Source organism: Alkalispirochaeta americana, from assembly GCF_900156105.1.
In the GTDB taxonomy this organism is placed as follows: Bacteria; Spirochaetota; Spirochaetia; order DSM-27196; family Alkalispirochaetaceae; genus Alkalispirochaeta; species Alkalispirochaeta americana.
The window spans coordinates 51,016-63,201 of sequence record NZ_FTMS01000013.1 but is presented as its reverse complement, the minus strand read 5'-3'; the positions used below and the strand labels follow the sequence as shown (position 1 = coordinate 63,201).

Below are 12,186 nucleotides of genomic sequence, written 5' to 3'. Positions count from 1 at the left end.
TACACTTGTCTTCAGTGAGTTCACAGATTCAGGACCGTCTCGGGGTTGCCGCGCAGGCAACTCTTCGTACGGAAATCCTCCGAGCCCAGGGCCAGGAAATAGTATGTATCGGCCACCCCGATCGGGCGGGACGGATCGCCCAGGTGGAGGTTTACGCTCGGGGCAATTACTCCAGCGTAGCCGCCGCCGGAATCGGAATGTGCGAGCCGGGGGACCTGGTCATCCACAACCACCCCTCGGGCGATCTCCGGCCCAGCGATGCCGACGTGGCTATCTCGGCCAGGCTTGCTGCAGACGGCATCGGTTCGGCCATCATCGACAATCAGGTTACCTCGATCTATGTGCTGGTTGAGCCAGTATCGCCCCGGGAGATCAGCCCCATCGATCCGGAGGAGCTGACAGGAATCCTCTCTGATCAGGGGGCCATGGCGAAAATTTTGCCGGGCTTCAGGCAACGGCCCAGCCAGAAGGAAATGCTCCGCCAGGTGGTGCAGGGCTTCAACGAATCCCTGGTGGTGGTGGCCGAGGCGGGCACGGGGGTAGGGAAGTCTTTCGCCTACCTGTTGCCGGCGGTGGCCTGGGCGGCGGCAAACGAAGAACGGGTTGTGATCGCCACGGCCACGATTACCCTGCAGCAGCAACTTCTGGAACGGGATCTGGTGCTGGTGCAGCGCGCTCTGGGGACTGATCTGAAGACAGCCCTGGTAAAGGGGCGGGGCAATTATCTGTGTCATCGCCGTCTCGATGACCGCCTCGAGGAAGCAGATCTCTTTGACGATGGGGAAACGGTGAAGGCAATCCAGGAATGGGCCCGGGCCAGCACCGATGGCTCAAGAAGCGATCTTCCCTTTCCCGTGAGCGACGAACAGTGGAATCGGGTGAATAGCGAGGCTGACACCTGCTGCGCCATTCGGTGTCCCCGGCGGGAGGGGTGTTTTGTTCTCCGGGCACGGCAACGGGCAGCCGGAGCATCTCTTCTGGTGGCCAATCACCATCTTGTTTTTAGCGATCTTGCGCTTCGAAACGCTGGAGTCGGCTGGGGCGCCACGGCGATTCTCCCTCCCTTCTCGCGGCTTGTTCTTGACGAGGCTCATAATCTGGAGCGGTCTGCCACGTCCTTTTTTTCCCACCAGACCAGTGGGATCGCTCTCTTGCGCCAGGTTTCCCGTGTTCTGAGAACGCGCCGGGGACGCCGGTTCGGTCTGCTGGAGCGGGTGATCCCCCTGGGAGCCTCTTCCCGGGGTATTGCCAGGGCAGAAGCCTCGCTCCAGACGGTGCGGAACGAGGCGCTGCGTCTCAACGCCGAGCTTCTGGCCTTCCTGGGGACAGAGACCTCCTGGCGCCTTGTGGAGAAGGAAGCTGACCGTCTGGCAGACTTCCTGGGAGGGGCGCTCTTTGATGCCCAGAAGGCGGTGCTGGCCGTGGCGGAGGATCTGGCGGCGATTATCCGGGAGGTCTCCGAAGAGCTTCGGGAAGAACCTCCCCTGATAGAACTTGCATCAGCCATCCGCCGCTTTGAGGAGGTCGCCTCGCTCTACGAACGGTTCGCCGCAGCGGAGCTTGAGGCTGAATCGATCCTCTGGATGGATCGTCGCCGGGACGGTCGGGGTGAGCCCTTCGTTGTGTTGTGCAGTACTCCCCTTGATATCCGGGAACTGATGGAAGACTCTCTTTTTCAGCCTCACGAGACGGTTGTTCTCACCAGTGCCACCTTGAGTGTGAACGGGAGCTTCCTCTTCTGGGGTAAACGGCTGGGAGTCCCTCTGGGGCAGGGGGAATCCCTGCAGGGGCTCTTTCCCTCGCCCTTTGACTATACAAACCGGGTAATGCTGGCTGTTCCTTCCGATGCACCGCCTCCCGAGAGCCCTGACTACGGGCGGTACCTGACCATACTGATTCCCCGGTTGATCAACGCCTCCGGGGGAGGCGCTCTTATTCTCTTCACGTCCTACCGGCAGCTCGAATCGATCTATCAGGCCGTGGCGCCTGATTTGGAACAACGGGGATTTTCCTGCTATCGCCAGGGAAGCGAGGATCGCTCCCGCCTTCTGGATCAGTTCCGGTGCGACCTGGCCAGTGTTCTCTTTGCAACTGACAGTTTCTGGGAAGGCGTGGATGTGCCGGGGGAATCCCTGCGTCTGGTGGTGGTTTGCCGACTTCCTTTCCGGGTCCCCACGGAACCGGTTCAACTGGCCCGGGCCGAAGCGGTGGTGGAGGCAGGGGGGAACGCCTTTTACGAGTTGAGCCTTCCCCAGGCTGTGATGAGACTCAAGCAGGGCTTCGGGCGGCTCATGCGCCAGGCTGGTGATTATGGTGCCGTTGTGGTTGCCGACCCCCGCATGGTGCGGAAACGCTACGGTTCCTTCTTCTGGGAAAGCTTGCCGCCGGCCCGCCCGCTGGTTGCTCCGGGAGAAGAGGTGGTTGAAGAAGTCCGGTCTTTCCTGGGAGCCCACAGTCAAGGGCAAAAAAAATCCCTCCGTGATTCGGAGGGACAGGAAACACTGGCAAGCCAGGAGGGTTAGGAAACTACTGCCAGGATATCGCCCATGGAAAGAATCAGGTGATCGTCGCCGTCAATCTTGATCTGGGTTCCTGCGTACTTGTCGAACATCACGCGGTCTTTCTCTTTCACCTTGATCTCGTCCTTGTCGTCGCCCACGGCGACAACCACAGCGATCTGGGTCTTCTCCTGGGCGGTCTCGGGAATGAAGAGCCCCCCCTTGGTCTTCTCTTCTTCCTTTTCCATCTTCACAAGCACTCGATCGCCTAACGGTTTAACAGTCATGCTGTCCTCCTGTAATTCTATGTGTTTATAATTCTGTGGAGAAATTATCCGCTCCGAAATATACCGATGGACTGTCGCGGGGTCAAGAAAAAACAGAGTTATCCCGGGCATTCGCCACGTGAAGAGACTGGTTTGTTCGTGTTTTTTCCCGCCTGGCCGGGGAGGACTGCCGGAATAACCCAGGAGAGGCTCAGAATTTACCGGAGGTCACCCGCTTTTTCCCCCTTTTCAGGTCTGGAATGGGCCAAAAAAACCCGCTTTTTTGGCGATCGGTCCGGTGTGGGTCAAAATGTCTCGCCAGAGAAACAATCTGATAGCACCAAGGGCTTTGGTTGAAGAAACGTAATGTTTTGTGTAGCAACGAGATAGATTGCTTTTAGGGTGATTTGCGCAGGATGGCACGGAAGTTGCTTGTATAGTACCAGGAGGCAATAATGACGACAACAATGACAAAAAAGCATGTGACCGTGAACGCTCCCGTTCGCGATGACGAGAATGTGCTCTCCATATACCTGAAAGAAATCAACCGCATTCCCCTGCTCACACGGGAAGAGGAAGTGGAACATGCACGGCGGGTTGCTGCCGGCGATGAGGCCTCCAAAGAGGTTCTGATAAACGCAAATCTCCGCTTCGTGGTGAACGTGGCAAAAAAATACCAAAACCAGGGCCTCCCTCTGTCAGATCTGATCAGTGAGGGGAACATTGGTCTTATGAACGCGATTGACCGATTCGACGTGGAGAAAGGGTACCACTTCATATCCTACGCAGTCTGGTGGATTCGTCAGGCGATTCTCAAGGCGATCTGCGAGAAATCGCGGATGATCCGGCTGCCTCTGAACAGGGCAAACGAGTTGGTGCAGATCGAAAAAGTCCGCAAGGAGATCACCGGTACCAGGGGTGAAGAAGCAGAGTTGCGGGAAATTGCCCGGACCCTGGACATGACGCCCGAGCACGTGGCCGATCTGGTGGGGATATCCCGGGACATGATCTCCCTGGAGACACCGGTATACAACGAAAAGGACTCTTCCATGCTGGGAGACTTCATCGAGGACAAGCAGTATGTTCAGCCGGAGGCTCTCATGATCGAGCGGGCGCTCAAGACCGATATAGACAAGGCGCTCACTACCCTCACGGAGAAAGAGGCTGACATCATCCGGTTTCGCTTTGGTCTGAACGGACGGAGTCCCCTTTCACTGAAAGAGATTGGTGACCGCTATGGCCTCACCAAGGAGCGCATCCGTCAGATCGAGAAAAAAGCCCTCCGCCAGCTCCAGAGCCCGCGTCGGGCGCAGTATCTGGAAGCCTACGTGGCCTGATCGGCCTGGCTGACCCGTTTCGCATTACACCAAGGCCCCTTCGCGTGTCAACCGATCACAACGATCAGTTGACAGCAGGGGGCCTTTCGTTTACTGTTGCAATTGTATCAATCGATTTGTGCAACCATAACATTCCAGGGGGAAATTTTTTCTATGGCAGAGAAGAACGTCTATTTTTTTGGTGGTGGGAAGGCTGAAGGAACCGCAGACATGCGGGAACTCTTGGGCGGAAAAGGAGCAAACCTGGCGGACATGTCCAGCGCGGGCGTTCCCGTACCGGCAGGATTCACCATTTCTACCAGGGCTTGTGCGGCCTACTATGAGAACAACAAGCAACATCCCGAGAGCTTGCAGAAAGAAGTGGCAGAGCACCTGGCTCGTCTGGAAAAGCTCATGGGCAAGAAACTTGGCGATGCCAACGATCCCTTGCTCGTGTCGGTTCGCTCGGGCGCAGCAGCCTCCATGCCGGGAATGATGGACACCGTCCTGAACCTTGGAATGAACGATAAAGCTGTCGAGGGACTCGCCAAGGTCTCCGGCAACGACCGCTTTGCCTGGGACGCCTACCGCCGCTTCCTCCAGATGTTCGGCGATGTGGTAAAGGGCTGCGATCACGAGAAGTTTGAGGAAGCACTCAACTCTGTCAAGGCCGAGAAGGGCGTAGAGGAAGACCTGGACCTGGACACGGAGGACCTCAAGAAGGTCGTCGAGAAGTACAAGGCCGTCTACCGCGACCATGTGGGAACTGACTTTCCCCAGGATCCCGTGGAGCAGCTCTGGGGTTCCATCAACGCTGTTTTTGGCTCCTGGCATAACCCCCGGGCAGAAAAGTACCGGAGGCTCAATAACATCAAAGGGCTCATCGGAACGGCCGTGAACGTCCAGTCCATGGTCTACGGCAACCTGGGCGACACCTCCGGAACCGGTGTGTGTTTTACCCGCGATGCCTCCACGGGCGAGAACTACTTCTACGGAGAGTACCTGATGAACGCCCAGGGTGAGGACGTTGTGGCTGGTATCCGCACGCCCCAGCCCCTGCAATCCCTGGCCGACGCCAACCCCGAGATGTACAAGCAGCTCGACGATATCCGCTCCAAGCTTGAGAAGCACTACCGGGACATGCAGGATCTGGAGTTCACCATCCAGCAGGGAACGCTCTACATCCTCCAGACTCGAAACGGAAAGCGCACCGGTCTTGCAGCGATCAAGATCGCCGTGGACATGGTCGCCGAAGGGTTGATCACAAAGGAAGAGGCCGTGACCCGGGTAACTCCGGAGCAGCTGGACCAGGTGTTCCATCCCATGATCGATCCGGCAGCCCGCAAGAGCGCTCCCGTTATCGCCAAGGGACTCAACGCCTCTCCCGGTGCCGCGGCTGGTGAGATCGTCTTCACCGCCGACGAGGCCGAGGACTGGGTAAAAAACAAGGGCAAAAAGGTCCTTCTGGTTCGGCGCGAGACCAGCCCCGAGGACATCGGTGGTATGCACGTGGCCGAGGGTATCCTTACCTCCACAGGTGGAATGACCAGCCACGCTGCTGTTGTGGCTCGTGGAATGGGCAAGCCCAGCATTGTAGGATGTAAGGCGCTGCAGATTGACCACGCAAAGAAAACTCTCACCGTTGAGGGCAAGGTATACAAGGAAGGTGATTTCTTCACCATGGACGGTACCGCCGGTGAAGTTTTCGAGGGAACTCTCCCCCTGATCAAGCCCGAGCTCAAGGGCGAGCTCGACGAGTTCCTTGCCTGGGCCGACGAGATTCGCACCACGGCGAACCGCCCCGGACTGACCGATCAGGTCTTCAGAATCCGCACCAACGCCGATACTCCCGGTGACGCCACAGTTGCCCGCAACTACGGGGCCCAGGGAATCGGTCTGTGCCGCACGGAGCATATGTTCTTCGAAGAAGACAAGATCGCAACCTTCCGCGAAATGATTGTAGCCAAGGATGTGGAGGCACGGAAAGCGGCCCTGGCCAAGCTGATGCCCCTTCAGAAAAAAGACTTTGTCGGCATTTTTGAGGCGATGGCTGGCCTGCCCGTCACGATCCGGCTTCTTGATCCCCCCCTTCACGAGTTTGTTCCCCACGAAGCTGCCCAGATCGAGCAGCTCGCCAAGAGCACCGGTGTGAGCGTGGACGAACTGAAGCGCAAAATCGAGTCTCTCCACGAGCTGAACCCCATGCTGGGTCACCGTGGTTGCCGTTTGGGAATCACCTATCCCGAGGTATACGACATGCAGGTCGAGGCGATCATGTCCGCCGCTGTGGAAGTTGCCAAAAAGGGAATGGAAGTGGAGCCCGAGATCATGATCCCCCTGGTGGGCGCGGTGAAAGAGCTGTCGATCCTGAAGGCCAACGCCGAGAAGGTTGTTGCCCGGGTCTTTGAAGAAGCGGGAACCACCACTGCGTACAAGATCGGAACCATGATCGAGATTCCCCGGGCCGCCCTCACGGCGGACGAGGTAGCCCAGGAAGCAGAGTTCTTCAGCTTCGGAACCAACGACCTTACCCAGATGACCTTCGGGTACAGCCGGGACGACGTGGGAACCTTCCTTCCCCAGTATGTGGAGGACGAGATCCTGGAGCACGATCCCTTCGCAGTGCTGGATCAGACCGGTGTTGGCCAGCTGGTGGAGATCGGTGTCGAGCGTGGCCGGAAAGCCCGCCCGGATCTGAAGGTAGGTATCTGTGGAGAGCACGGCGGAGAGCCCAGCTCGGTGGAGTTCTGCTACCGAACCGGTCTCAACTACGTGAGTTGCTCCCCCTACCGGGTGCCGATCGCACGCCTTGCGGCGGCTCACGCGGTGCTGAAGAATCGCTAAGACTGTTCGTCTTAATCATTCGTAATCGGGGGCAGGTATTCCGCAAGGGGTGCCTGCCCTTTTTCTTTTTTTTCCTGCCAGGTATGATCACGGCCACAGTGTTACAGTGCCACAGTGTCGGCCACAGTGTTACAGTGCCAGAGGTTGTGCTGGCGCGCCAGGAGATGTCCCGTCTATGAAATCTGCTTTTTCTTTTGTTTTTCCCCTCTTCAGGATCATGGCGTCCCGTTTGTCCCGGATTCTGGTAGCAGGAGTGTTCCTGGCCGGAATGGCAACACACCTTCTTCCCGCTGCAGAGTCGTCCCACGCCCGGTGGTATCAGGGGGATCGGGAGGGGGTAATCCAGGATCTTTCCCGGCTTCTGGAAGAATCGCCTCAGGACCAGGAGCTTCGGCTGAGTCTCCTGGTCCTGCTCTGCGAGGCCGGGGAACGTACCCGGGCTCTGGAGGTTGCTGCAGATCTGGAAGCACCCTACGAAGAAGAACGCCTCCTGGTAGAGCTTCTTCTGGGGGCTTCTGATCCGGATCTTCCCTTTTCCGGGCCTGGACCCGGGCCTGGGTCCGAGTCCGAGTCCGAGGCTGAGTCCGCGTCTGCTTCCGGCTCCTGTGACAATGGCACGGGGCAGTGCTTTTTTCTGGAAGGGCTGGGAGCCTTTCTCGCGGGCCGGACCGGGGAAGCCCGGGAGGCTTTGCAGAAGGCGGTGACCCGGGAAGAACATCTCCCCTATGGGTATTTCCTGCTGGGTCAAATATTTCTGGATAACCTGGAATGGACCTCGGCTGCCGAAGCGTTTCGGACAGCCCTGGGTCAGGACGCGAATCTGACGGCTGCCTTCAAACCTCTTGCCCTTGCCGACTACGCCCGGGGAGAGCGGGCTCAGGCCTACGAGCGTCTTCAGCGGGCGGCACTCTCCCTGCCCTGGAGCGAGGAAATTCGGGAGGTTCTTGCCCGATGGGAAGAAGCCCACCCGGAACTATTGGTGGCGCGTCAGGCCGATGTGCAGAAACGCAGAAGTATCGCCGAACCTCCCCGCGTGGCAACGCGCCAGGACGAGCTCCTGGAGATTCCCCGCATTCGTGTGGCTCTTGCCGAAGGACTCCGTTCGGTCTATCTCAAGGCAGGAGGAGATTTCCGGATAGTCCGGGTTCCCTCCGATCTGGTGTACTACCCTGCTGCGGAGCGTCTTGAAATTCTCCAGGAGCTTTTGGCAGAAGACCCCCTGGCCAGAGGAGCGGAAGGAATGGTCCTGGAGATATCTCTGGACCCCGCCGAGGGAGTCCTGGTTCTGCAGGAGGAGGGGGCCGGGGAACCTCTGCTCCGGGCAGCCGGGCCGTTGCGCCTTGTCTATGATGATCCTGGCAGCACCACTATTGTCTTCGATCTTGCCTATGGCAAGGGGCAGTTTTCGGCAGGCCGGGAGGACAGAAGTTATCGCGGGGACATGGAACTTTTCCCCCGACCCGACGAGGGGAGGGGAGAGTTTTCCCTCATCAACGATCTCGACGTGGAAGAATACCTGTTCTCGGTGGTCCCCTCGGAGATGCCCGCCTGGTGGCCCGAGGAAGCGCTTAAAGCCCAAGCTGTGGCGGCCCGGTCGTATACGCTGCACAGGCGCAGCCGCTTTCACCATCGAGGGTTTGATCTCCAGAGTTCCGTGATCTCCGCCTATTATCGGGGCGTTGCGGGGGAACACCCCCGGACAACCCGCGCTGTGGAGAAGACCGAGGGGTACGTCCTTGCTCGGGGCGGGCGCGTAATCGATGCAGTCTACAGCGCCAACTCGGCAGGCTTCACGGAATCGAGCGAGAGCGTCTGGGGAAGCGTTACTTCTCTGGTAAGCGTGGTGGATCCGCATTTTTCCTTTGACGAGGATTATCGGTCGCCCGGTCAGGTTTTCCGGTGGATTCGAAGCAGGCCCGAAAGCTACTCGTCTCACCCCGATTACGCCTCGGCCAGCGCCTACCGCTGGACCCTGGCCGTGTCCCGCCAGGAGATCGAAGCTCGCAGCGCTGCCGCAGGTGCCGATATTGGATCGCTTCTTCGGGTTTTGCCCGGGTCGCGTGGCCGAAGCGGGCGGGTTGAAGCGGTGCGTCTTGTGGGCACCCGGGGCGAGACCGAGGTTCGCCGTGACGCAATCCGTTCGCGCCTGGGCGGACTCCGGAGCAATCTCTTTGTGGTGATCCCTTTCTTTTTCTCCAGCTCTGTCGATGGTTCCGAAGGTGCTGGCTCTTTCGGGTCTGACGAAGAGGATCTTCTGCCGGAGTACTTCGTCTTTCAGGGAGCGGGATGGGGTCACGGCGTGGGGCTTTGTCAGACCGGATCGGCGGGATTCGCCGCCCGGGGAGGCTCTTTCCGGGAGATCCTTGCTCACTATTATCCTGAAAATGAGCTCACCCGCTGGTACGGGGGCGATCATGCCAGGGAGGGCTCCGGGGGTGCTGACTGAGACGGTCCGATTTGTTACTATGGCAGACATATATAAACCAAACCATCAACCGAGAGTGCGAACCATTCAGGCACCCCGAATCCACGAGGAGAATCTATGAAGGCCGTTGAGCTGAGTAAGGTGTTTCACGCCGATGACTTTGAGGACCGCATCTACCGAATGTGGAAAGAGAATAACTACTTTGAGCCCTCGGGAGACCAGGGAAAAGATCCCTTTGTTATAGTTATTCCCCCTCCCAACGTCACGGGCGTGTTGCACATGGGACACGGTCTGAACAACAGTATCCAGGACACGTTGATTCGCTACTGGCGCATGCAGGGGCGACCGACCCTCTGGGTTCCCGGCACAGATCATGCTGGAATTGCCACGCAGAACGTGGTGGAGCGGCAGCTCCTGAAAGAGGGGACCAGCCGGGAAGAACTGGGGCGCGAGGCTTTTCTGGAGCGAACCTGGCAGGTAAAGCGGGATCACCACGCCACCATCACGAGGCAGCTGGAAAAAATCGGAGCCAGTTGTGACTGGAACCGCGAGCGCTTTACCCTGGACGAGGGGCTGAGCCGGGCGGTCCGGGAAGTCTTTGTGCAACTCTACGAGCGGGACCTGATCTACCGTGGTGAGTATCTGATCAACTGGTGTCCCTGTTGCGGGACGGCTCTCTCGGACGACGAGGTCGAACATGCCGAGAAGCAGGGGAGCATCTGGCACCTTCGCTATCCTGTGATCGGCGACGGAACCGATGCACCCCAGGGCGTGGCCGACGGCAGCGCAGGCTGGATCGAGGTAGCCACCACAAGACCCGAGACGATGCTGGGCGATACGGCGGTGGCGGTCCATCCCGAAGACGAGCGCTACGCTCATCTGGTGGGACGCTCGGTGCTCTTGCCTCTCTGTGATCGACCCATTCCCATTGTGGCGGATTCCTACGTAGACCGGGAGTTTGGCAGTGGCGCGGTAAAGATCACACCCGCCCATGACCCCAACGACTGGGCGATCGGCGAGCGCCACAACCTGGAACGGATCAACCTCCTCACGGCCTCGGCCCGAATGAACGAGAACGCGCCCGAGCGCTATCGCGGTATGACCGTCACAGAGGCGCGTGCCGCCGTGGTGGAGGATCTGGATTCCCGAGGGTTCCTGGTGCGCATTGGCGAACACACTCACCAGGTGGGGCACTGCTATCGTTGCAGCACCGTGGTGGAGCCCTGGGGAAGCACCCAGTGGTTTGTCCGCATGAAGCCCCTGGCCGAAAAAGCCCTGACCGCCTGGCGTGACGGAAAGGTCCAGTTTTACCCTCGCCACTGGGAGAACACCTATTCCCACTGGCTGGAAAATATTCGGGACTGGTGCATCAGCCGCCAGCTTTGGTGGGGACACCGTATCCCCGTGTGGTACGACGATGCCACGGGCGAGGTGATCGTGAGCCGCACGGACCCCACGACAGATCCCGCCTACGAGGGGCGGACTCTGCGCCAGGATCCGGACGTGCTGGACACCTGGTTCTCCAGCTGGCTCTGGCCTTTCAGCACCTTGGGCTGGCCTGACAAAACCCCCGATCTGGCGACCTACTACCCCACCACAACCCTGGTGACCGGATACGATATCATCTTTTTCTGGGTAGCCCGGATGATCATGGCAGGGCTTGAGTTCATGGGGGAGGTCCCCTTTCGGGATATCTACATCACCGGCCTGGTGCGGGATGCCCAGGGCCGAAAGATGTCCAAGAGTCTTGGCAACGGTCTGGATCCCCTGGATATTGTGGCAGAATACGGGGCCGACGCCCACAAGTTCACCCTGGCCTATCTGAGCGTACAGGGTCAGGATATCCCCATTGCCTCGGAGAGCTTCCAGCTGGGTAGCAAGTTCGCCAACAAAATCTGGAACGCCAGTCGCTACCTCCTGATGAACCTCGAAGGACGCACCCTGATCCCCCGGGAGGAGATTACCCTGCGGGATCTGGATCGATGGATCTTTTTCCGTCTCAACGAGGCCGTAAAGACCGTGGAATCGGCCATGAAGAATTACCGGATGGACGAGGCGGCCCGGGCGGTCTACGATTTCTTCTGGAACGAATTCTGTGACTGGTATATCGAAGGAAGCAAGCTCAGCCTCTACTCGCAGAACGAGGAGGAACAGGACCGGGGCGTCTCCCTCCTCCTCTGTGTTCTGGAAGAGGCCCTGCGCATGATGCACCCTTTTCTCCCCTTCATTACCGAGGAGATCTACCAAAAACTCCCCGGGGAACTGAACCCCGTCAAAGCGGTCATCATCGGCCAGTACCCATCGGTCTTGACGGAACGGGAAAACCCCCAGGCCCGCGCCGCAGCGGCCGGTTTTGGGGCGCTCCAGGAGCTTGTCCGGGGGATACGAACGATGCGCAGCGAGTTTACCATCCCCCCCAACACAAAATTCGGAGTCTACGTGTGCACGGCCCCGGAACGGCCTGAGCTGGCCGCCTTTTTCCAGGCAAACCAGGAGCTGGTAGCCCTCCTGGCAGGAATCGGCGAAGTCGAGATCGGTTCTGACGGAAGTCGCCGCGAGGGAGCTGTTACCGTGGTGGGAAGCGGCTTTGAGGCCTACCTTTCTGTTCTGGACCTTATCGATGTGGCTGCCCAGAGAGCCCGGGTGGAGAAGCACATCGCCAAAACGACAAAAGCCCTGAAGCAGGCCGAGGGAAAACTTCAGAGCCAGGGCTTTCTGGCCAAGGCCAGGCCCGAAGTAATAGAAGCGGAGCGCCGCAAGGCCGAGGATCTGCGTGACCAACTGGGTCGCCTGGAAGCGGTTCAGGCGGAACTTGCCCAGGGTACAGAGTAGCCGCG

The 12,186-nt window shown here is 59.1% G+C and carries 6 protein-coding genes; 5 read left to right on the top strand and 1 reads right to left on the bottom strand.

What is annotated here, in order from left to right; translation table 11 throughout:
* Positions 1-14: 14 nt before the first annotated feature.
* Positions 15-2,522, top strand: coding sequence for a helicase C-terminal domain-containing protein (locus tag BW950_RS10515; RefSeq protein ID WP_076489259.1), 2,508 nt, complete (start codon positions 15-17; stop codon positions 2,520-2,522).
* On the opposite strand, the gene BW950_RS10510 is transcribed toward BW950_RS10515, so the two are convergent.
* Positions 2,519-2,785, bottom strand: coding sequence for a co-chaperone GroES (locus tag BW950_RS10510; RefSeq protein WP_076489258.1), 267 nt, complete (start codon positions 2,783-2,785; stop codon positions 2,519-2,521). The genes BW950_RS10515 and BW950_RS10510 overlap by 4 nt on opposite strands.
* Before the next feature lie 434 nt (positions 2,786-3,219).
* Between BW950_RS10510 and BW950_RS10505 the strand changes: the two genes are divergently transcribed.
* The 4 genes from BW950_RS10505 (at position 3,220) to BW950_RS10490 (ending at position 12,181) form a co-directional block, all read left to right on the top strand.
* Positions 3,220-4,101, top strand: coding sequence for a sigma-70 family RNA polymerase sigma factor (locus tag BW950_RS10505; protein WP_076489257.1), 882 nt, complete (start codon positions 3,220-3,222; stop codon positions 4,099-4,101).
* Positions 4,102-4,254: 153 nt separating this feature from the next.
* On the top strand, positions 4,255-6,924 hold the full coding sequence (gene ppdK, locus BW950_RS10500; RefSeq protein WP_076489256.1) for a pyruvate, phosphate dikinase: 2,670 nt from the start codon (positions 4,255-4,257) through the stop codon (positions 6,922-6,924).
* A gap of 175 nt (positions 6,925-7,099) precedes the next feature.
* On the top strand, positions 7,100-9,370 hold the full coding sequence (locus BW950_RS10495; RefSeq protein WP_076489255.1) for a SpoIID/LytB domain-containing protein: 2,271 nt from the start codon (positions 7,100-7,102) through the stop codon (positions 9,368-9,370).
* A gap of 96 nt (positions 9,371-9,466) precedes the next feature.
* Positions 9,467-12,181, top strand: a complete 2,715-nt coding sequence (locus BW950_RS10490; RefSeq protein WP_076489254.1) for a valine--tRNA ligase — start codon at positions 9,467-9,469, stop codon at positions 12,179-12,181.
* The last annotated feature ends 5 nt before the right edge of the window (positions 12,182-12,186 follow it).

What these genes read in the sequence shown, in the direction of transcription:
- BW950_RS10495 (WP_076489255.1), top strand. Translation starts at nt 7,100, where the DNA reads ATGAAATCTGCTTTTTCTTTTGTTTTTCCCCTCTTCAGGATCATGGCG.
- ppdK (WP_076489256.1), top strand. Translation starts at nt 4,255, where the DNA reads ATGGCAGAGAAGAACGTCTATTTTTTTGGTGGTGGGAAGGCTGAAGGA.
- BW950_RS10490 (WP_076489254.1), top strand. Translation starts at nt 9,467, where the DNA reads ATGAAGGCCGTTGAGCTGAGTAAGGTGTTTCACGCCGATGACTTTGAG.
- BW950_RS10510 (WP_076489258.1), bottom strand. Translation starts at nt 2,785, where the DNA reads ATGACTGTTAAACCGTTAGGCGATCGAGTGCTTGTGAAGATGGAAAAG.
- BW950_RS10505 (WP_076489257.1), top strand. Translation starts at nt 3,220, where the DNA reads ATGACGACAACAATGACAAAAAAGCATGTGACCGTGAACGCTCCCGTT.